A 20,807-nucleotide genomic window follows, 5' to 3' on the forward strand; every position below is an offset into this window, starting at 1 on the left:
GCGAAATTGAAATAGTTTTGTAACAGAGCTATTATACGCATGACATACAGCTGTGGTAAACTCATGAATGTGTTAGAAAAAAATCTAATAAAATTCATAAACCAAAAACGTAAAAGTAGTCGGAGGATATAAGAGTGAAAAAAAGTTTGTTATCAGCATTAATGGTATGCTCAGTAACAGTAAGCGCACTAGCAGCTCCAGCCGCAGCTTCAGCCGATGAATTCGACAATAAAATTGCTGATAAAGATGCGAAAATTTCAAATTTACAAGACCAAAAAGCAACTGCACAATCTCAAATTAGTGCTTTAGAAAACGAAGTTGCTTCAATTAATACAAAAGCTCAAGATCTATTAAACGAACAAACAACATTGCGTCAAAAGTCAGAAGAATTGCAAAAGCAAATTAAAGCATTGCAAGAACGTATCGAAAAACGTTCTAAAGCAATTCAAGAACAAGCACGTGACGTTCAAGTAAAACAAACCACTTCAAACGTGATTGATGTTGTTTTAAACTCTGAATCTTTCAGCGATGCAGTAGGTCGAGTACAGGCGATGAGCACCATCGTGAAAGCAAACAACGACTTAGTTGAACAACAAAAAGCTGATAAACAAGAAGTTGAACAAAAAGAAGCTGAAAATCAAAAACAAATTGAACAAATTGCTGCTAACCAAGCACAATTAGAAGGTCAAAAAGGCGAATTAATTGCTAAACAAGCTGACTTGAATGTTCAAACTGCTTCATTAGCTGCTGAACAAGCAACTGCTGAAGGTGAAAAAGCTGCTTTACAACAACAAAAAGCGGAAGCCGAAGCTGAACAAGCTCGTATTCAAGAAGAAGCTCGCAAGGCTGCGGAAGCACAAGCTGCTGCTCAGGCAGAAGCTGAAGCACAACGCAAAGCTGACGAAGAAGCTGCTAAAAAAGCAGCAGAAGAAGCGGCTGCATCAAGCGAAGCTGCAAGTTCTGAATCAAGCACAGTGGAATCTAGTGTAGCTGAATCAACAACTACTCCTTCGACTGAAGAACAAACACAATCAAGTACAGAAGATACAACAGGAACAAGCACTTCAGAAACACCAGCACCAACGCCAACTCCTGTTGAAGATGTAAATACTGGAGGCGCAGAAACACCAGTGCCAACGCCGACTCCTGATCCAACACCAGCTCCGGTTCCTACACCGGTACCAACACCAGCGCCAGCACCATCTGGTAATGGTTCTGCGGTTGTAGCTGAAGCAATGAAACATATCGGCAAACCGTATGTATGGGGCGCTAAAGGACCTGAATCATTTGACTGTTCAGGATTTACCAGCTATGTTTACCGTACAGCTGCTGGACGTGAAATCGGCGGATGGACTGTTCCTCAAGAATCAGCTGGAACAACTATTTCAATCGATCAAGCGCAACCTGGCGACTTACTATTCTGGGGCAGCCGTGGTGGTACTTATCACGTAGCGATTGCTTTAGGCGGCGGACAATATGTTCACGCACCAGCACCAGGACAAACAGTAACAACTTCTTCATATGCAAACTACGCACCAAGCTTTGCGGTTCGTATGTAATCAATTAAAAACTATTGACCGGTACGAAGATTATTCTTCGTACCGGTTTTTCTTTTTGGAGGCGTAAAATGAATAAGCATCGGAAAAATGGAAATTTGTATTTAGGAATTGCTTTTATTATGATGATCGTTTTGTTTATTAGTTCTTCTATGACTTACGAACAACAGAGTCAAGTATCGTTAATTGATCGACTATTAAGCGGTGAACCGTTTAAAGGAGCTTTATCGTCTATCTCGTTTAGCTATGCTGGCAGCAAGGTCAGTATAGATGCGTTGGGGTATGCGAAATTTGTTGAGTTCTTCATCCGAAAAGGAGCGCATTTCGGAACTTATTTTGTTTTGGGCGGCAGCTTCTTTCTTGGGCTGCAACCGAAATTAAAACAAAAACTACCATTTCTGGCAGGCTTCTTTGCTTGGTTTTCGGCTACCGGTTATGCCGCAATGGATGAATTTCACCAAATGCTGACAGGCGGAAGAACACCTTTATTTCAAGATGTTATGCTGGATTCTGCCGGAGCTTTGACGGCTTGCTTATTAGTCATTCTCTATACCCGAGTAGTGAAGAGAAGATAAGTTAGTTCTTTTCCTTGACGAACGATTTTTTTAGAGTAAGAATGAGGGGAAAGCTTTATTAAAATAATTAGGAGGATTATACTATGTCAGGACACAGTAAGTGGAGTAATATTCAAGGGCGAAAAAACGCACAAGATGCTAAGCGAGGGAAAATTTTTCAAAAAATTTCTCGTGAGATTTATATGGCCGCAAAAGCTGGTGGACCTGATACGAGTATAAATCCAGCGTTGCGTTTAGTTATAGATAAAGCCAAAAGTGCGAACATGCCTAATGATAATGTAGCGCGAGCAATAAAAAAGGCTACCGCTTCAGGTGAGGGTGAGCACTACGATGAAATCACTTATGAAGGTTACGGCCCAGGTGGTGTTGCTATTTTAGTTCACGCTTTAACTGATAATCGTAACCGAACAGCCACTAACGTGCGGGTAGCATTTACCCGTAATGGCGGGAATTTGGGCGAAACTGGTTCAGTAAGCTACATGTTTGATCGCCAAGGCTACATTGCAATTGAACGTGAAGGTTTAGCGTTGGATGAGGACGAAATGTTGGAGAAAGTAATCGAAGCTGGCGGTGAAGATATGGAAACGTCGGCTGAAGTGTTTGAAATTTACACAGCACCTGAAGATTTCGCTGCTGTCCGAGATCAATTGGAGACTGATGGTTTTATCTTAGCGCAAGCTGAACTCACGATGGTCCCGCAAACAACTGTTGAATTAACAGAACCACAGAAGGAGCAGCTGGATCGTTTGGTAGAGAAGTTAGAAGATGACGATGATGTATCAGAAGTTTTTACTTCTGCCGAATAAGACGAACTCCTGCTTATCTGATGTATAAAAAAGAATGCAAAAAAACAACCGTTTGGATTTTTTCTCCAAGCGGTTGTTTCAATTTAAAAGACTAATACTGGTGTTCCGACATCAACAAGATCAAATACTTGTCCCATCACTCCAGGTGGTGTGTTGATACAGCCGTGTGATCCACGGGTCAACCACAAATCACCACCATAAGCTGATTGCCAGTCAGAATCGTGAATTCCTACACCTGTCCAATCAATTGGCATCCAGTAACTTACCGGACTAGCGTATTTACTGCCGTCATCGTTTAATCCGCGCAAAGTAGTATTTCTTTCTTTGCTCCATACATAGTTCACGCCTGGTGGAGTAGGAGAAGAAGGTTTTCCGCTGACGATATCAGTTTCTAATGCAACGGCACCATCTTTATATACCCACATGTGCTGGTTTTGCAAATCGACTTCTACATAGGTGTTGCCGATTAATGCTTTATCAGCAGTAGTACTTCCATCGACAATCGGTGAACGTGTAAAATCTTTACCTTGAAGAATTTGCTCACTTAAAGCGGCTGCTTCTTCTTCGGGTTGGATTGTCCAGCTATAGGCGCCGGCTGGAACTTCTACTTCGCCGCGACGAGTACTGTTAAACTTAGTTGGTTGAGTGCTTGTGTTATAGGTTTGACCAAGTTCAGTAACATAAGCTGTTACTTTTTCTTGATCCAAGGCCAACTTTCCTTCAGCATCTACGGTTAACCAATCATGGATATTATCAGATGGAATATCTATGGTGTTGCCATTGATACTGTAAGTTGCTTTAACTTTGGAAACTTTATTCATTTCTTCCAATGATTCTTTTAATTGAGGATCATCTTTTTTGGTAGTTGGTTTAGATAAATATTCATTCATGCTGATATTGTGTTTGCCGGTAGATACAGCCTCAGCGAATGCATCTGCAGCAGAATCTACGTCAATTGTGGTTCCTTGTTTTTCGGCCACAATTTCAAATCCTGATTCGGTCTGTTTGATGGTTGCATTTTCTGTAGGTGTACGCGGCTCATTTACTTGAGCAAGTTCTACCTTCACTTGTTCTTTCACAGCATTTAGTTTGTCTTCATCCAGGGTGTTTCCAGAAACATCGGTTGTCTCGGCAGCAGAAACTAATTGCATGCCCCAACTAAACGGATTTTGCGATCCTTTAATAGAAGATAATTCTTCTGCATAATCTGTTGTCCAGCCAAGGTCTTGCCGATTGATTGCTTTCCAGTCTTTGCCGTCAATTTGAATGACAAATGGTGTGTCAGACAAAGCTTTTTCCATTTTTTTGTTCGCGTCCTCTACGGTAAGATTTTCAATCTCTATACCGTTGACTACCGTATTAGGTAGGAATCGACTGCTATAGTAGGTACTTCGGAAGGCATAGCCTGCCACTAACACTACAAGAATAGCCAGTGCAACAATTAAACCTACTTTGGAACGTGAACGCTTTCTATCAGATCTTCGCATCGAAATAACTCCTTAAATTCACAGAATAGATGGTATATCGACTACAAATATACCACAGAACCAATAAAAAGCGAGCCTTCTCAGATACTTTATAAAGAATATTTAAAAATACCGTGAGAAACTTTCTCACGGTATTGATAACAAGTTATTTTTCTTCACTTTCTAGTTCTGAGAAGGCTTTTTCCATTACATCTTTTAATTGACTAGCTGAAGCGTTCATTTTATCTTTTTCAGCGTCAGTTAAAGGAATTTCAATGATGTTTTGGACACCTTTGGCATTTACTACGGCAGGTGCGCCGATATAAATATCTTTTTGTCCGTATTGGCCTTCCAAGTAAACTGACAATGGGAAGACGGCACTTTCATCATTTAAAATAGCGCGAGTGATACGTGCTAGGGCAACCGCGATGCCGTAGAACGTTGCACCTTTTTTCTCGATAATTTCGTAAGCAGCGTCACGTACGCCGAAGAATAAGTTTACTAAGGCTTCTTCATCTACTTCAGGGTTATCTTTTACCCATTCGTAAATTTGTAATCCAGCAACGTTGGCATGTGACCATACTGGGAACTCTGAGTCGCCGTGTTCGCCTAAAATGTAAGCATGAACGTTTCTTGGGTCAACATTAACTAATTCAGAAATTGCTTGACGGAAACGAGCTGTATCCAATGAAGTTCCGGAACCAATTACGCGTTCTTTAGGGAATCCAGAGAATTTCCAAGTAGCATAAGTTAAGATGTCTACTGGGTTGGCAGCAACTAAGAAAATACCGTTGAAGCCTGAAGCGACGATTTGTTCAACAATACTTTTATTGATACGCAAGTTTTTGTTAACTAAGTCCAAACGAGTTTCGCCAGGTTTTTGAGGTGCGCCAGCTGTGATAACAACTAGGTCTGCATCGTGTGCGTCATCGTAAGATGCTGAATAGATTTTTTTAGGTGAAGTGAAAGCTAATGCATGAGATAAATCAATCGCATCTCCTTCAGTTCTGTTGGTATCAATATCAATAATCCCGATTTCTTGAGCGATATTCTGGTTGACTAGGGCGAATGCGTAGCTTGATCCTACGGCACCGTCTCCGACTAAAATTACTTTTTGATGGGTTTTAACATTTCCTGCAGCTGCAGTCATTGTGTACCAGTCCCTTCTTCTATTTGTTTTATCGTTGATATCATACCACTAATTTGTAAAATTTGTCACGTATTTCGCTCGAAACTAATACAGTTTTAATTGTTGTTATAGTTGGAAACGGTTTGAAGGTTGATGGGAAGGGAACGGGCGAAATGAGAGTTCTTAATGAAAAGCTAAACTTTAAGCAAGTCTTAAAATGGTGATTTTACCACTACAGTTTATTTTGTGTTATACTGTCTGAGAACGACTGGACCGTCCTATGACGGTCCAGCATTTTGGCATGCTTTAAGTGAAAGGAAAAATAATGAAGATGATTGTAGGCCTGGGGAATCCAGGGAAAAAATATGAAAACACTAAACACAACGTTGGCTTTATGGCGGTTGATCAATTAGCGAAAGAGCACGGTGCAACCTTTAAGAAGCATACATTTGAGGCAGAGGTAGCTGACTTTTTTGTTAATGGAGAAAAAGTACTGCTGGTGAAACCTTTAACATTCATGAATGAGTCAGGGAGGGCTGTCGGGCCTTTAATGACTTATTTTGGCGTTTATCCGGAAGAATTGGTGGTCATCCATGATGACTTAGATTTAGCTTTTGGTAAATTACGCCTGCGGCAAAAAGGCAGCGCGGGTGGACATAACGGGTTGAAGAGTATTATCTCGCATTTAAAAAGCCAAGAATTTAATCGAATTAAAATCGGCATAGGCCGACCTAATGGGAAAACGGTAGTCAACTATGTTTTAAGTCCTTTTTCAAAAGAAGAACAACCGGAGATTTTAGCCTGTGTTGATCGGGCGGCAGAAGCAGCAGCTTTTTTTGTTGAAAGTAATGATTTTATTCAAACCATGAATCGGTTTAATTAAGGAGGTGGTTCAGCTATGAATCTCATAGAAATAATTAATCAAACGCCTTTAGTAAAGCAATGGCATGAGGAGTTGGAGCAACAGGCAAAGCGTCAGTTATTAGTTGGGTTGTCTGGTTCTGCTAAAGCTTTAGTAATGGCGGGAGCATATGAGAAATATCAACGACAAATCATCATTGTTGTTCCTAATCTCTACTATAGTAATCAGTTAACAGAGGAACTTCGTCAAATTGCAGAAGACGTATACCTGTTTCCGGTAGATGAAGTATTGTCTGCTGAAATGGCTTTTTCTTCGCCAGAGGCCCGAGCTGAACGGGTAGAAACTCTGTCAGCCTTGAGTCAAGGGAAAAAAGGGCTTTATGTCGTGCCGTCCGCAGCTTTACGAAAGTATTTGCCGACTCCTGCTACTTGGCAGAAAAGCCAATTGCATTGGAAAATCGGTAGTGAAGTTGAACTTCAGGATTTAGCGCAACAGTTAGTTTTGATGGGTTACGAGCGTCAATCAATGGTAGGGAAGCCCGGCGAATTCAGCATGCGGGGCAGTATCGTTGATATTTATCCCCTTACAACGACCCATCCAATTCGAGTGGAGTTGTTTGATGTAGAGATTGATTCCATCCGTTACTTTGAAGCTGATACGCAGCGATCGGTTGAAAATTTAGAAGAAGTTTGGGTCAGCCCGACAACAGAACTAGTCTTTGATCAAACAGATTTGGACCGCGGTGCTGAAAAAATCAGCAAATTATTGGAAAATCGTTTAGCTGTAACCAAGGAAAAAGCTGACCAAAACTTCCTTAAGGATTACTATGGACAGCTGGTTTCTTCTTGGAAAGACGGCATCCCTACCGAAGAGACGCGGTATTATACTGACTTAATCTACGGCAGTCAGAACTCCTTGCTTCAATACGTGGAAAAGGACGCTTGGTTATTTGTCGACGACTATGGTCGAATTATGGAAACCAATCGTGAAATGGAACGGGAAGAAGCAGAATGGCACACCCAGAAATTATCCGAACTGCGGGTCTTTGCTGAGCAGCATTTCGGTATGGATTTAATTAGTATGCTGAAAAAGTCTGATTTAACCGCTTCCTTCTTTTCGCTGTTCCAAAAAGGAATGGGCAATTTAAAATTTGCAGCAATTCACGCTTTTCAATACCGTTCAATGCAGCAATTCTTTGGGCAAATCCCTTTATTGAAAACAGAAGTAGACCGTTGGCAAAAACAACAGCAAACCGTCATTTTTGTTGTATCTGATCAAGAGCGCAAAGAAAAACTAATGCAAGAATTTCAGGATGCATCGATTCAAGCCCTTGAGACAACGGCAGATCAGCTATTGGTGGGCAAAACGCAAGTGGTTGAAGGCAGTTTGTCTTCAGGCTTCGAGCTGCCGCAAGATCACATTGTCGTAGTCACGGAACGAGAAATTTTTCAAAAGGTAACTAAAAAACGCGCGCGGCGTCAGACGATATCCAATGCAGAGCGCCTAAAGAGCTATAATGAATTAAAAGCTGGTGATTATGTTGTTCATGCCAATCACGGGATTGGTAAATACATCGGTATGGAAACGATCGAGATCGATGGTGTCCATCAAGATTATATGACCATTCTTTACCAAAAAGATGACAAGCTTTTTATTCCAGTTACTCAGCTGAACCTGATTCAAAAATATGTTGCTTCAGAAGCCAAACCGCCTAAAATCAATAAATTGGGTGGCAGCGAATGGAGCAAAACGAAAAGTAAAGTCTCGAAAAAAATTGAAGACATTGCGGATGATTTGATCGAATTATACGCTAAACGTGAAGCTGAACGCGGCTACGCTTTTGGGCCAGATGATGAATACCAAAAAGAATTTGAGAATGCTTTTCCTTATACTGAAACCGATGATCAGCTGCGCAGTTCGGCTGAGATCAAACATGATATGGAAAAACCACGCCCAATGGATCGCCTATTGGTAGGAGATGTTGGGTTTGGTAAAACAGAAGTCGCTTTACGGGCTGCTTTTAAAGCAATCAAAGAAAACAAACAGGTAGCTTTCTTAGTACCTACGACAATTTTGGCACAGCAGCATTACGATACTATGGTAGAACGATTTGAAAACTTCCCAGTAAACGTTGCGATGCTGAGCCGCTTTCGGACAAAGAAACAGCAAAATGAAACGATTGAAAAATTACGTACTGGACAAGTTGATATAGTAGTAGGAACCCATCGTTTGCTTTCGCAAGATTTGAAGTTTGCGGATATAGGCTTGTTAGTTATTGATGAAGAACAACGATTCGGTGTTAAGCATAAAGAACGTTTGAAACAATTACGCTCTCAAGTTGACGTGTTAACGCTGACTGCAACACCAATTCCTCGAACTTTGCATATGTCAATGTTAGGGGTTCGAGACTTATCAGTCATCGAAACACCTCCAGAAAATCGCTACCCGATTCAAACGTATGTTATGGAGACGAATCCAGGTGCGATTCGTGAAGCCATCGAACGGGAAATGGCTCGCGGTGGTCAGGTGTTCTATCTATATAATCGGGTTGAGACCATTGAACGCAAGGTGGAAGAGCTGCAAATGCTGGTACCTGATGCTCGGGTAGGATTCGCACACGGACAAATGACCGAAGTGCAGTTGGAGAATACGTTGTTGGACTTTATTGAAGGGCAATACGATATTTTAGTCACGACGACTATCATTGAAACGGGCGTAGACATTCCCAACGTGAATACGTTGTTTGTAGAAAATGCCGATTACATGGGATTATCTACTTTGTACCAATTAAGAGGGCGAGTTGGACGAAGCAGTCGGATCGCTTATGCTTACTTCATGTATGAACCGCAAAAGATATTAAATGAAGTAAGTGAAAAACGGCTGCAGGCAATCAAGGACTTCACGGAATTAGGTTCGGGATTCAAAATTGCTATGCGGGATCTATCCATTCGAGGAGCTGGGAATTTACTTGGGGCTCAGCAGCATGGATTTATTGATGCGGTTGGTTTTGATATGTATTCTCAAATGTTGACCGAAGCCGTTGATCGCAAACAAGGAAAGAATACCCAAACTGAACGAACTTCAGTTGAAATCAATCTAGGTATTGATGCCTATATTCCTGGAACGTATATTGAAGATGAGCGTCAAAAAATCGAAATTTATAAACGAATTCGCGAATTGGAAAGCCGTGACATGCTAGACGAAGTCGAAAATGACTTAGTGGACCGTTTCGGTGATTACCCTGACGAGGTTGCCAACCTATTAAATGTTGGACAATTGAAAATGGATGGGGATCGGGCATTAATTGAAAGTATTACTAAACGTGATCCGCAATTAATTGTCACTTTGAGTAAAGTTGGAACTAAGGCTTATGCCGTTGAACAGTTATTTGAAGCCTTGAGTGCGACTAAGCTGAAAGCTACTTTAGGTGTTGAAAAGGAAAAAATGGTGATTAAGCTGGTGATCCAACCTAAAATGGATCAAGCAGTCTGGCTAAGAGAGCTGACGAAGTTCGTTAAGGCGATGCGGGAGCAAAAATATAAAGGATAGGGGCTGAGGGCACTGGCTAATAAAGAAATGAAAGTTATGATGCGGGGTGCCTTTATCCTTACCGCTGCGTCCTTTGTTGCGAAAATATTAAGTGCCATTTATCGTGTGCCTTACCAGAATTTAGCTGGGGATGAAGGCTTTTACGTGTATCAGCAAGTTTATCCCATTTATGGGATTGCCATGACCTTGGCTCTTTCGGGATTGCCGCAATTCATTTCTAAATATGTGGCGGAAAAAAAGGGACCAAAAGAACAACGAGCAGCTCTGGCGGAATTGTTTCCGCTATTAACTGGTTTTGGCTTAGTGTTATGGGCAATTACTTTTTTCGGCAGCCAACAAATTGCTAACGGAATGGGAGATGCCGGACTAGCACCTCTTATACGAGTAGTCTCCTTTACTTTCGTACTGATGCCTTTATTGTCGATTACGCGAGGAGAATTTCAAGGGAAGCTGATGATGGTGCCCACAGCAGTATCGCAAGTTGTTGAACAGCTGATTCGAGTAGGGGTCATTTTATTGGCAGCCTGGTCTTTTCAACAGTTCCACTGGGATGTCTATCATACAGGGACAGTTGCTATGGCTGGTGCACTAGCCGGAGGTATAGCTGCTGTACTAATCTTGCAGTACTATCGTCGCAAGGTATTGGGGACTAGTACGCCGGTTGCTTTTTTTAAAATGACCGATCGTTCCAAACAATTAATGAATCGCCTAGTTTTAGAAGGCGGTTTGATGACTGTTTACAGCGGATACTTAATTTTGTTCCAGCTGATCGATTCCTTTACGATAAAAAAGGCATTGGTTGATTCTGGTTTTACAGAGTACGGAGCCAAAGTCGCAAAAGGGGTCTACGATCGAGGCCAGCCGCTGGTTCAATTAGGTCTAGTGGTTGCATTAGCGTTGAGTTCCAGCTTCTTGCCGATACTAACCCGCTATTTGACAAATCGCGAACGCCGGTTGTTTATTAAATCCAGTCAGATCTTTTTACGTTTGACCTGTGCGATAGCAGCCGCAGCTTCATTAGGCTTGGTGCTTTTGCTGCCTTATGTTAATTATGCTTTGTTTAAGGACTATTCGGGCAATCTTACTTTAGTACTCTTTGTCTTTGCCATTTTCTTAATGGCGATGATTCAAAGCTACCAAAGCATCGCCCAAAGTCAAAATCAATACCGTATATCATTAAAAGCAGCTGGCTGGGGATTATTAGCAAAAGTATTAATTACTAGTCTTTTTACTAAGCTGCTTGGAACAGTGGGATCAAGCTCAGCAACCTTGCTAGGATTGACTGTCGCATTAATTATCTTGCACCGCGGCAGTGAAGCTGAGCTTACCGGATATTTGAAAGAAAGAAAATTTGGTAAAAAACTGGCTGTTTGTTTAGGTGGAATGGCTATCAGTTTATTTGGCTACTATACAGTTTTACAAGTGCTGGGGAATCCAGTGCAGCATCGCAGCCAAGCATTGTTTGCTGCGATAATTGGTGTAATGATCGGTGCCGGCATTTTCTTATTTTTAGCAATTCGGGTAAAATTGCTGACAACAAGAGAATGGCTGATGCTGCCAATGGGATCAAAAATATTACGATTAAAATGGAAAAGAGAGTGACATTATGCGTCTAGACAAATTTTTAAAAATCTCAAGAATTATTAAACGCCGTTCAGTGGCAAAAGAAGTAGCAGACAAAGGTCGGATTCAAGTGAATGGGAAATTGGCTAAATCTTCGACTGATGTCAAAATTGGAGATGTTATTCGTGTTCAATTTGGCAATAAAATAATGGAAGCCAAAGTAGCAGCCTTACATGAGTCAACGAAAAAAGAGGATGCTGCTGGCATGTATGAGATTATTCAAGAAACAAGAGTTGAAAATAACCTTAATTAAGGTTATTTCAAATAGACATTAGAATTTGAACTTGCTATAATAGGAGAGAAACTCAAGGAAAGAGGAGCGTTGCGAAATGGCAGAGAAGAAGCTGAAGGTAGCTGCATTGGATACACCTTATGCAAAAGAACAGTACAAAAAGTTTCAAAAACAGCAGCGCCAACTGATTTTCAAACGCCGTCGTTTGACTGCACTTTTCTTGATTGCTGCGTTTGTTTTCATTATTATGGGGGTTCAGCTATTTGGTGAACACCAGCATTTGAAGGAACTCAAAGGAATTCAAACTAAGACAGAAGCGGAATCTGTGAAGCTTGATCAACAAGTGACTGCATTGAAACACGATGTTTCTTTGCTGCAAGATGACGCATATGTTGCTAAATTGGCGCGCAGCCGCTATTATTATTCAAAGGATGGAGAATTGGTGTTTGTCTTGCCTGACCAAGAACAAACCTCTCAAAAAACTGCATCTGACGAAATCGTCAAGTCAGAAACTGCGGAATAAGCGGTTTTAATAAATAGGTAAAAAAATAGGAGGAACAATCTTTTTATGTCAATCGAAGTAGGAGCTAAGCTTCAAGGAAAAGTGTCTGGTATTACCAATTTTGGTGCATTTATCGATTTAGGGGAAGGGAAGACAGGCTTAGTCCATATTAGTGAAATTTCCAATGGATTTGTCAAAGACATTCATGATGTGTTAACTGTCGGCGATGAAGTGACGGTAAAAGTTACCTCTGTAGGCAATGATGGCAAAGTCGGTTTGTCTATTCGTAAAGCGCAAGATCAGCCTCAACCTGAAAAGAAACCATTTAACAGAGAAAAGCGTGAAAGTCGTCCAGTACGTCCACAAGCAAAGGGTAATTTCTCAAAGAACAAAAAAGAAGACTTCGATACATTGATGAGTTCCTTTTTAAAGGATAGCGATGATCGGTTATTATCCTTAAAACGTAATACAGAAGGTAAACGTGGTGGCCGCGGCGGTCGTCGCAACTAAATAAACAAGTAGCTGAAATTCATTTAGGAATTTCAGCTTTTTTCAATAGGAGAATTTTAATGGAACAGAAGTTTGTACAAATGACTCCTGAGCTTCAAAAAGCTGGTCGGGTTTTGATCGCTGTTTCGACTGGAGTAGATTCGATGGTTCTTTTGCGTTTAATGGAAAAAGCGCAAGTACGATTTGGAATTGAAATTGGGGTTGTCCATGTAAATCATCAATTGCGGGAAGAATCGGTTGAAGAAGCCGAATTTTTACAATCCTACTGCCAAGACAAAGAAATTCCTTATTATGAAAAAGTGTGGGAAAAGCCCGCAAAAACGGGAATAGAGGTACAGGCTCGTAAGTTTAGGTATGCTTTTTTTGCCGAAGTAATGGAGCAGGAAAATTATTCGCTGTTATTGACGGCTCATCATGGGGATGATCAGGTAGAAACGATGCTGATGCGTTTTGCTCGCGGCGGAACATTGTTGGGACATGCCGGAATTCAGCGGAAACGACCTTTTGCTTCGGGGGATTTATTGAGACCATTGCTGCCTTTTGCCAAGCAGGACATTATTGCTTACGCTGAAGATGAATCTGTCCCTTATTTTGAAGATACCAGCAATGCTTCGCTGCAATACACTAGAAACCGAATTCGACATCAAGTACTGCCGGTTTTAAAAGAAGAAAATTCACAACTTTTGGAGCACGCGCAGCAATTTCAACAACAATTGACTTGGGCAGAAGCCGGGCTGCGATGCGCTCTAAAAGAAAATTTAAACAATATCGTTTATAAAGCGAATCGCTGGACCTTTACAAAGGCGGATCTTCCCGCTGAGAAAAGCCTGCGTTATTATTTTTTGACTTTCCTGTTTGAAAAATTTCAACAAACGACGGAGCACGCCGTTTCACAACGACAGCTTCTCCAATTGGTACACCTGCTGGATCATGGTGCTGCTCAATGGTCTGTTGATTTAGCGCATGGCTGGCAGTTTTCAGCGAGTTACCAAACGTATGCTTTGGAAAAGCGGTCATCTCGTGTACAAGGAGAGTACGCCTTAGCACTAGGTGATTCGCTTGCTTTATCTGAAAATGAGCATTTATCTTTGCGTGTTAAGGAAAAAGGAGACGAAGAAGCTGATTATTCAGTAATGTTACCAGCAACGGTCAACTTACCATTAGTAGTACGTCGTCGCAAAGACGGGGATCGAATTCAGCTTACTGAGACGTTAAGGAAAAAAGTTAGTCGTTATTTTATTGATCAAAAAGTCTCTCAAAAAGAAAGGGAGCAGGCGTGGGTCGTTGCAGATGCATCAGGTGAAGTCGTAAGCGTCTTACCCTTTGTCAATTCCCATTTGAGTATTAGTAATGAAACTGATAGAATACACTACATACTTGACTATTATTTGTGCTATTGAAAGGAGCCTCTCATGCAAGGGAAGGATATTGAAAGTGTCTTAATTGACAGAGCTGAAATTCAGCAGCGTTGTGTTGAATTAGGCAAAGAACTAACGAAGGATTATGCAGACAAAAACCCATTAGTGGTTGGTATTTTAAAAGGAGCCGTGCCATTTATGGCAGATATCGTTCGTGAAATTGATACCTATTTAGAGTTGGATTTCATGGATGTATCTAGCTACGGCAACCAAACGGTTTCATCAGGTGAAGTAAAAATCATCAAAGATTTGGATACGAATGTGGAAGGCCGGGATCTTCTGATCGTAGAAGATATCATTGACAGCGGACGGACTCTTCACTATTTAGTAGAGTTATTCAAATACCGCAAGGCAAAATCAGTGAAGATTGTTACCTTGTTAGATAAGCCAGAAGGCCGGATCGTTGATATTGAAGCTGACTACATTGGTTTTAATGTACCAAACGAATTTGTTGTAGGTTACGGATTGGATTATGCTGAAACATATCGTAATCTCCCGTATGTAGGGATCTTGAAACCTGAAGTTTATCAATCAAATTAGTGACAGGAACAATTCACATTATGATATACTATAATGGTCAGGATTGATAAAACTTTAAAAACGAAACAATTACGAGGAGGAAACGTATGAATAAAAACCCTAAGGGAGCAAAAAATGCTCTCTATTATATCCTCGTCATCTTGGCTATGGTCATGGTTGTTTATTTCCTTTTTGGAGACAACCGAACCCAGTCGCCAGATATCGAGTATTCCACTTTCACTGAACAGTTAAAAGAAGGAAAAATCAAAGAATTCAGAATTCAACCGGCAGGTGGCGTTTATCGGATCACCGGTGAGTACAATGAACAACAAGAGGTTGCTAATACTGGTGGTTTAAGTATTATGGGATCTACTGACAGTTCAACCACACATTTCAGTACGATTGTTCTGCCGAATGATTCCACATTGAATGAAGTGACCACACTTGCTAGTGAAAACGGGATTACAACTGAAATCCAAGAAGAATCCAGCAGCGGTATGTGGGTGACCTTGCTTGTGAGTTTCTTACCGATCTTGCTGATGGTCTTTTTCTTCTACATGATCATGGGGCAACAAGGCGGCGGTGGCGGCGGCAATGGCCGTGTCATGAACTTTGGTAAATCTAAAGCCAAGGAAGCTGACAAAAAGGCCAACCGTGTGCGCTTCTCTGATGTAGCCGGAGCAGAAGAAGAAAAACAAGAACTAGTTGAAGTTGTTGAATTTCTGAAAGATCCACGACGCTTCGTTGAATTGGGCGCTCGTATTCCTGCAGGTGTCTTACTTGAAGGACCTCCCGGAACCGGTAAAACTTTGCTGGCTAAAGCTGTAGCGGGTGAAGCAGGCGTACCATTCTATTCTATTTCAGGTTCTGACTTCGTTGAAATGTTTGTCGGTGTCGGTGCCAGCCGTGTTCGTGATTTGTTTGAAACGGCGAAGAAAAATGCTCCTGCGATTATCTTTATCGATGAAATCGATGCTGTTGGTCGTCAACGGGGCGCTGGTATGGGCGGCGGACACGATGAACGTGAACAAACCCTAAACCAATTGCTTGTTGAGATGGATGGTTTTGATGGTAATGAAGGCGTCATTGTCATTGCCGCAACTAACCGTTCTGATGTACTAGATCCAGCGTTATTACGTCCAGGTCGTTTTGACCGCCAAATCTTGGTAGGTCGTCCAGACGTTAAAGGTCGTGAAGCGATTCTGCGAGTTCATGCTCGTAACAAACCGCTTGCAGATGATGTTGATTTGAAAGTTGTTGCGCAGCAAACACCTGGTTTTGCCGGTGCTGATTTAGAAAACGTCTTGAACGAGGCGGCCTTAGTAGCTGCTCGTCGTAACAAGAAGAAAATCGATGCTTCTGACGTGGATGAAGCAGAAGATCGTGTAATTGCTGGTCCAGCTAAGAAAGATCGAGTAATCAGCAAACGGGAACGTGCGATGGTTGCTTATCATGAAGCGGGTCATACAATTATCGGGATGGTCTTGAACCGTGCTCGTGTTGTCCATAAAGTAACGATTATCCCTCGCGGACGTGCTGGCGGATACATGATCGCTTTACCAAAAGAAGATCAAATGCTGATGACAAAAGATGATATGTTTGAACAAATTGTTGGTTTGCTAGGCGGACGTACGGCTGAAGAACTTGTCTTTAACGTACAATCTACTGGTGCTTCCAATGACTTTGAACAAGCAACTGGCTTAGCCCGCAGCATGGTTACTGAATACGGAATGAGCGATAAGCTTGGACCCGTTCAGTATGAAGGAAATCACCAAGTATTTGTTGGTCGCGACTACGGTCAAACAAAAGCTTACTCTGAACAAGTAGCTTTTGAGATCGATGAAGAAGTTCGTAAGATTTTGATGGAAGCTCATGAAAAAGCTCGCGAAATCATTGAAGAACATCGTGAACAGCATAAACTGATTGCTGAAAAACTATTAGAATTTGAAACATTAGATGCGAAAGCAATCAAATCCTTGTTTGAAACTGGCGAAATGCCAGAAGGCAGAAGCAGTGCTTACCCAAGTGAAAAAGCGCAAGCTCTTACGTTTGAAGAAGCTAAGCGTGCGTTGGAAGAAGAAGATGCTGAAAAACAAGCACAGGATGAAAAGAAACACAATGATCCAAATGGTAAAAACGAACCAATGGAATCACCTGACGATACAAGCGACAACGAACAGTAATCTTAAAAGCATGTCTTAACCGGCATGCTTTTTTTATTTTTTTAAAAGTCGTACAAGGAAGTTGAAAAAAAACTGAAGTGCTAGTATGATGCAATCACGAGAAAGAATGTTTGCAAGTAACTGTGCAGCAAGAAAAAGGAGAAAATAAATGACTGATTATTTAGTGAAGGCGTTGGCTTATGACGGTTTTGTTCGTGCATATGCCGTAGATGCCACTGCAACGGTAGCGGAAGCGCAACGACGCCATGATACTTGGAACACGGCTTCAGCTGCATTAGGTCGTACTATGATTGGCGGCTTAATGCTGGGCGCTACGTTAAAGGGTGACGATAAATTAACGATTAAAATAGATGGTAACGGTCCTGCTGGCGGAATTGTTGTCGACAGTAACGGCAAAGGCGATGTGAAAGGCTATATAAAAAATCCTCATCTTAGTCTGCCGTTGAATTCAATTGGCAAAATTGATGTCAGAGGTGCTGTTGGAACAGAAGGTATGCTGACGGTAATTAAGGATTTAGGAATGAAAGAGCCTTTCTCAGGTCAAACACCAATTGTTTCAGGAGAAATAGGGGAAGACTTCACTTATTATCTTGCTGTCTCGGAGCAGATTCCTTCTGCTGTAGGAGTATCCGTATTAGTAGATACAGATGATTCGATTAAAACAGCCGGTGGTTTCATGATTCAAATTATGCCAGGTGCCAGCGATGAAGTCATTGATCAAATTGAAGAACAATTAAAAGAAACGACCCGTATCTCGTCTTTATTGGATCAAGGACAAACTCCTGAAGAAATCCTGAAAGGCTTATTAGGTACTGAGGATGTAGATTTTCTGGAAACAATGCCAGTTCAATTTAAATGTGATTGTTCAAAGGATAAGTTTGGTGCAGCGATTATCAGCTTAGGACCAGATGAAATTCAAGCAATGATTGACGAAGATCACGGTGCTGAAGCAGTTTGTTCATTTTGCAATAACAAATATGAATATAGTGAAGCTGATTTATTAGAATTAAAACGAGAAGCAATGGGGGAAGTATAACGTGAAGCCGTTGAACGAAGCCTGGAAAATCGGCGATGTAGAAATTCCCAACCGGGTGGTAGTAGCTCCGATGGCGGGAATAACCAATGCTGCTTTTCGAGTAACTGTCAAAGAATTTGGTGCGGGACTAGTTGTTTGCGAAATGATTAGTGATCAAGGGATTCATTTTCGCAACAAAAAAACTTTGGAAATGCTGTACATTGATGAGCGGGAACATCCATTAAGTGTCCAAATTTTTGGCGGCAACAAAGAGTCGTTGGTGGAGGCTGCCCGATTTGTACAAGACAATACCGAAGCCGATATTATTGATATCAATATGGGATGCCCTGTAAACAAAGTGATTAAAGCAGAGGCAGGAGCCAAATGGCTTTTAGACCCGGATAAAGTCTATGAAATGGTTCATGCGGTATCTGCAGCGGTGGACATACCGGTCACGGTAAAAATGCGTACAGGTTGGGATGATAAACATATCCTTGCGGTTGAGAATGCATTAGCAGCTCAAAGTGCAGGTGCTTCAGCTTTGGCAATGCACGGCCGCACGCGCGTTCAAATGTATGAAGGTCAAGCTGATTGGGATATATTGAAAAAAGTTGCGGACCAATTAACCATTCCGTTTATGGGGAATGGCGATGTGAAAACACCTGAGGATGCAAAACGGATGATTGAAGAAGTAGGCGCAGATGGTGTAATGATCGGACGAGCAGCGCTAGGCAACCCTTGGATGATTCATCGTACACAACAATATTTGGAAACAGGCGAGTTGATTGCGGAACCAACACCAAGAGAAAAAATTGAGACAGCCAAAGTTCATTTAGAACGTTTGATCAATTTAAAAGGCGAAAAAATTGCCTGTCGTGAATTCCGGCAACATGCTAGCTACTATTTGAAGGGAATTCCTAGAGCAGCTAAAGTAAAAGTAGCAATCAATCAAACCGAAGAGAAACAAGTGATCCTGGATATTTTAGATCAATTTGTCGAAGTATTAGAAGCGAAACAAAAAATTAGTTAATCTTTCAAGCCGAATCGATAATTCGGCTTGATTTTTTGTGGATAGATTGGCATTATAAGAAAGAGTACCTACATCAAAGGAGGAAAATTCGTGACTGAGGAACAACAAAACAGCTTAGCGGAAATGAATGACCAAATGCGTGTCCGCCGCGAAAAAATGGAGGCTATCCGCGAAGAAGGCAGCGATCCATTCGGCAAACGCTTTGAACGCACAGCAAACTCACAAGAGCTACACGAAAAGTATGATAGCAACACAAAAGAAGAACTGCACGAAATGGCTTTATCAGCCAGCATTGCAGGACGTATGATGACGAAACGTGGTAAAGGAAAAGCTGGGTTTGCCCATTTGCAGGATCGCGAAGGTCAAATTCAAATCTATGTACGTAAAGATGAAGTTGGCGATGAAAACTATGAAGTCTTCAAACGTGCTGATTTAGGCGATTTCTTCGGTGTTACCGGTGAAGTGATGAAAACCAACACGGGTGAAGTATCTATTAAAGCTAAAGAGATTACGCTATTAACAAAATCATTGCGTCCAATGCCTGAAAAATACCATGGTTTGACAAATGTGGAACAACGCTATCGTCAACGTTACTTAGATTTGATTAGTAACCGCGAAAGCTTTGATCGCTTTATGAAACGCAGTCAAATTATCAGTCAAATTCGTCGTTATTTAGATGGCTTGGGTTATATAGAAGTAGAAACTCCTGTGCTGCATAACGAAGCTGGGGGCGCAACTGCGCGTCCATTTATTACTCATCACAATGCGCTGGATATGGATCTGTATTTGCGTATTGCGTTAGAACTTCATTTGAAACGATTGATCGTGGGCGGCATGGAGAAAGTTTACGAAATTGGCCGCACATTCCGGAATGAAGGAATCGACACGACTCATAATCCAGAATTTACTATGATGGAAGTATACACAGCTTACAGTGATTACCTAGACATTATGAATTTAACCGAAGGAATTATTCGTGATGTAGCCAAAAACGTATTAGGCGAAACAACGATCAGCTATGATGGAACAGTTATTGATTTAGGTAGTGAATTTAAACGAATTCATATGGCGGACGCTGTTAAAGAGCAAACCGGTGTGGATTTCTGGGAAAAAATGACAATCGAAGAAGCTCGTGCTGCTGCTAAAGAGCACAATGTTGAGATTAATGAAAATATGGAAGTTGGTCATATCTTAAATGAGTTTTTCGAAACATTTGTAGAAGATACGTTAGAACAGCCAACCTTTGTTTTCGGGCATCCAGTAGAGGTTTCACCACTTGCTAAGAAAAATGATGAAGATCCTCGCTTCACTGACCGCTTTGAATTATTTATCGTGGGTCGTGAATTTGCTAACGCCTTTACAGAATTAAATGATCCAATCGATCAAAGAGAACGTTTTGAAGCACAAGAGAAAGAAAAAGAACAAGGAAACGATGAAGCACATGGTGTAGATGAAGATTTCCTTGAAGCTTTAGAGTATGGAATGCCTCCGACAGGGGGATTAGGAATCGGAATTGACCGTCTAGTTATGTTGTTAACAGATGTTCAGTCCATTCGTGACGTACTGCTATTCCCGACGATGCGTTAAAAAATACGGTCAATCTGCTTTTAAGTGAGTAGATCGACCGTATTTTTTGTTATTTACGAACGATTATCAAGCGATACACCGGCATTAATCGCTTATGAAAAAAACTTGAAAAAAAGTTGCTTTTTTCATTGACCAGAGCCGATAATGTTGGTATATTATGTATTGTTCCAAAACGAGCGAATGACGTTCGAAAAAAAATAAAAAAAGACGTTGACAGACGACTGGAAATCAGTTATTCTATCAAA

17 protein-coding genes are annotated in these 20,807 nt (G+C 41.3%); 15 read left to right on the forward strand and 2 right to left on the reverse strand.

What is annotated here, in order from left to right; translation table 11 throughout:
• Nucleotides 1-134 precede the first annotated feature (134 nt).
• From JZO70_RS01755 to JZO70_RS01765, 3 genes are all read left to right on the forward strand, one after another.
• On the forward strand, nucleotides 135-1,559 hold the full coding sequence (locus tag JZO70_RS01755; RefSeq protein ID WP_207671812.1) for a PcsB-like coiled-coil domain-containing protein: 1,425 nt from the start codon (nucleotides 135-137) through the stop codon (nucleotides 1,557-1,559).
• A gap of 68 nt (nucleotides 1,560-1,627) precedes the next feature.
• Nucleotides 1,628-2,131, forward strand: coding sequence for a VanZ family protein (locus JZO70_RS01760; protein ID WP_207671813.1), 504 nt, complete (start codon nucleotides 1,628-1,630; stop codon nucleotides 2,129-2,131).
• A gap of 83 nt (nucleotides 2,132-2,214) precedes the next feature.
• A complete protein-coding gene (locus JZO70_RS01765) occupies nucleotides 2,215-2,937 on the forward strand; it encodes a YebC/PmpR family DNA-binding transcriptional regulator (protein WP_207671814.1) in 723 nt (240 codons plus the stop codon).
• Nucleotides 2,938-3,020: 83 nt separating this feature from the next.
• Here JZO70_RS01765 and JZO70_RS01770 read toward each other — a convergent pair whose 3' ends face one another.
• Nucleotides 3,021-4,424, reverse strand: a complete 1,404-nt coding sequence (locus JZO70_RS01770; protein WP_207671815.1) for a L,D-transpeptidase family protein — start codon at nucleotides 4,422-4,424, stop codon at nucleotides 3,021-3,023.
• A 145-nt stretch (nucleotides 4,425-4,569) separates the two neighbouring features.
• Nucleotides 4,570-5,553, reverse strand: a complete 984-nt coding sequence (locus tag JZO70_RS01775; RefSeq protein WP_207671816.1) for an L-lactate dehydrogenase — start codon at nucleotides 5,551-5,553, stop codon at nucleotides 4,570-4,572.
• Nucleotides 5,554-5,857: 304 nt separating this feature from the next.
• Here JZO70_RS01775 and pth point away from each other — a divergent pair, with 304 nt between their 5' ends.
• From pth to lysS, 12 genes are all read left to right on the forward strand, one after another.
• The gene (gene pth, locus JZO70_RS01780) at nucleotides 5,858-6,415 is read left to right on the forward strand and encodes an aminoacyl-tRNA hydrolase (protein WP_207671817.1); all 558 of its coding nucleotides are present in this window, start codon (nucleotides 5,858-5,860) and stop codon (nucleotides 6,413-6,415) included.
• A 15-nt stretch (nucleotides 6,416-6,430) separates the two neighbouring features.
• Nucleotides 6,431-9,943, forward strand: a complete 3,513-nt coding sequence (gene mfd, locus JZO70_RS01785) for a transcription-repair coupling factor (RefSeq protein WP_207671818.1) — start codon at nucleotides 6,431-6,433, stop codon at nucleotides 9,941-9,943.
• Nucleotides 9,944-9,982: 39 nt separating this feature from the next.
• Nucleotides 9,983-11,545, forward strand: a complete 1,563-nt coding sequence (locus JZO70_RS01790) for a putative polysaccharide biosynthesis protein (protein WP_430748879.1) — start codon at nucleotides 9,983-9,985, stop codon at nucleotides 11,543-11,545.
• Between the two features lie 4 nt (nucleotides 11,546-11,549).
• A complete protein-coding gene (locus tag JZO70_RS01795) occupies nucleotides 11,550-11,819 on the forward strand; it encodes an RNA-binding S4 domain-containing protein (RefSeq protein ID WP_207671819.1) in 270 nt (89 codons plus the stop codon).
• A 76-nt stretch (nucleotides 11,820-11,895) separates the two neighbouring features.
• A complete protein-coding gene (locus JZO70_RS01800; RefSeq protein ID WP_207671820.1) occupies nucleotides 11,896-12,321 on the forward strand; it encodes an FtsB family cell division protein in 426 nt (141 codons plus the stop codon).
• 45 nt (nucleotides 12,322-12,366) lie between these two features.
• Nucleotides 12,367-12,810 carry a S1 domain-containing RNA-binding protein gene (locus tag JZO70_RS01805; RefSeq protein ID WP_207671821.1) on the forward strand — a complete coding sequence of 148 codons (444 nt, stop codon included), beginning with the start codon at nucleotides 12,367-12,369 and terminating at the stop codon, nucleotides 12,808-12,810.
• A 59-nt stretch (nucleotides 12,811-12,869) separates the two neighbouring features.
• Nucleotides 12,870-14,210, forward strand: coding sequence for a tRNA lysidine(34) synthetase TilS (tilS, locus tag JZO70_RS01810; protein ID WP_207671822.1), 1,341 nt, complete (start codon nucleotides 12,870-12,872; stop codon nucleotides 14,208-14,210).
• Between the two features lie 12 nt (nucleotides 14,211-14,222).
• Nucleotides 14,223-14,768 carry a hypoxanthine phosphoribosyltransferase gene (hpt, locus tag JZO70_RS01815; protein ID WP_207671823.1) on the forward strand — a complete coding sequence of 182 codons (546 nt, stop codon included), beginning with the start codon at nucleotides 14,223-14,225 and terminating at the stop codon, nucleotides 14,766-14,768.
• Nucleotides 14,769-14,854: 86 nt separating this feature from the next.
• Complete coding sequence (gene ftsH, locus JZO70_RS01820; RefSeq protein ID WP_207671824.1) at nucleotides 14,855-16,930, forward strand: ATP-dependent zinc metalloprotease FtsH; 2,076 nt, start codon at nucleotides 14,855-14,857, stop codon at nucleotides 16,928-16,930.
• A gap of 148 nt (nucleotides 16,931-17,078) precedes the next feature.
• Nucleotides 17,079-17,966 (forward strand): Hsp33 family molecular chaperone HslO, encoded by an 888-nt coding sequence (hslO, locus tag JZO70_RS01825; protein ID WP_207671825.1) that lies wholly within the window; start codon nucleotides 17,079-17,081, stop codon nucleotides 17,964-17,966.
• 10 nt (nucleotides 17,967-17,976) lie between these two features.
• A complete protein-coding gene (gene dusB / locus JZO70_RS01830) occupies nucleotides 17,977-18,975 on the forward strand; it encodes a tRNA dihydrouridine synthase DusB (RefSeq protein ID WP_207671834.1) in 999 nt (332 codons plus the stop codon).
• Nucleotides 18,976-19,065: 90 nt separating this feature from the next.
• Nucleotides 19,066-20,562 carry a lysine--tRNA ligase gene (lysS, locus tag JZO70_RS01835; RefSeq protein ID WP_207671826.1) on the forward strand — a complete coding sequence of 499 codons (1,497 nt, stop codon included), beginning with the start codon at nucleotides 19,066-19,068 and terminating at the stop codon, nucleotides 20,560-20,562.
• Nucleotides 20,563-20,807: the final 245 nt, after the last annotated feature.

The organism is Candidatus Enterococcus moelleringii (assembly GCF_017377575.1).
GTDB lineage: Bacteria > Bacillota > Bacilli > Lactobacillales > Enterococcaceae > Enterococcus_A > Enterococcus_A moelleringii.

What these genes read in the sequence shown, in the direction of transcription:
- JZO70_RS01795 (WP_207671819.1), top strand. Translation starts at nt 11,550, where the DNA reads ATGCGTCTAGACAAATTTTTAAAAATCTCAAGAATTATTAAACGCCGT.
- JZO70_RS01805 (WP_207671821.1), top strand. Translation starts at nt 12,367, where the DNA reads ATGTCAATCGAAGTAGGAGCTAAGCTTCAAGGAAAAGTGTCTGGTATT.
- JZO70_RS01790 (WP_430748879.1), top strand. Translation starts at nt 9,983, where the DNA reads ATGCGGGGTGCCTTTATCCTTACCGCTGCGTCCTTTGTTGCGAAAATA.
- JZO70_RS01760 (WP_207671813.1), top strand. Translation starts at nt 1,628, where the DNA reads ATGAATAAGCATCGGAAAAATGGAAATTTGTATTTAGGAATTGCTTTT.
- ftsH (WP_207671824.1), top strand. Translation starts at nt 14,855, where the DNA reads ATGAATAAAAACCCTAAGGGAGCAAAAAATGCTCTCTATTATATCCTC.
- mfd (WP_207671818.1), top strand. Translation starts at nt 6,431, where the DNA reads ATGAATCTCATAGAAATAATTAATCAAACGCCTTTAGTAAAGCAATGG.
- JZO70_RS01765 (WP_207671814.1), top strand. Translation starts at nt 2,215, where the DNA reads ATGTCAGGACACAGTAAGTGGAGTAATATTCAAGGGCGAAAAAACGCA.
- tilS (WP_207671822.1), top strand. Translation starts at nt 12,870, where the DNA reads ATGGAACAGAAGTTTGTACAAATGACTCCTGAGCTTCAAAAAGCTGGT.
- hpt (WP_207671823.1), top strand. Translation starts at nt 14,223, where the DNA reads ATGCAAGGGAAGGATATTGAAAGTGTCTTAATTGACAGAGCTGAAATT.
- JZO70_RS01775 (WP_207671816.1), bottom strand. Translation starts at nt 5,553, where the DNA reads ATGACTGCAGCTGCAGGAAATGTTAAAACCCATCAAAAAGTAATTTTA.
- hslO (WP_207671825.1), top strand. Translation starts at nt 17,079, where the DNA reads ATGACTGATTATTTAGTGAAGGCGTTGGCTTATGACGGTTTTGTTCGT.
- JZO70_RS01770 (WP_207671815.1), bottom strand. Translation starts at nt 4,424, where the DNA reads ATGCGAAGATCTGATAGAAAGCGTTCACGTTCCAAAGTAGGTTTAATT.
- JZO70_RS01800 (WP_207671820.1), top strand. Translation starts at nt 11,896, where the DNA reads ATGGCAGAGAAGAAGCTGAAGGTAGCTGCATTGGATACACCTTATGCA.
- pth (WP_207671817.1), top strand. Translation starts at nt 5,858, where the DNA reads ATGAAGATGATTGTAGGCCTGGGGAATCCAGGGAAAAAATATGAAAAC.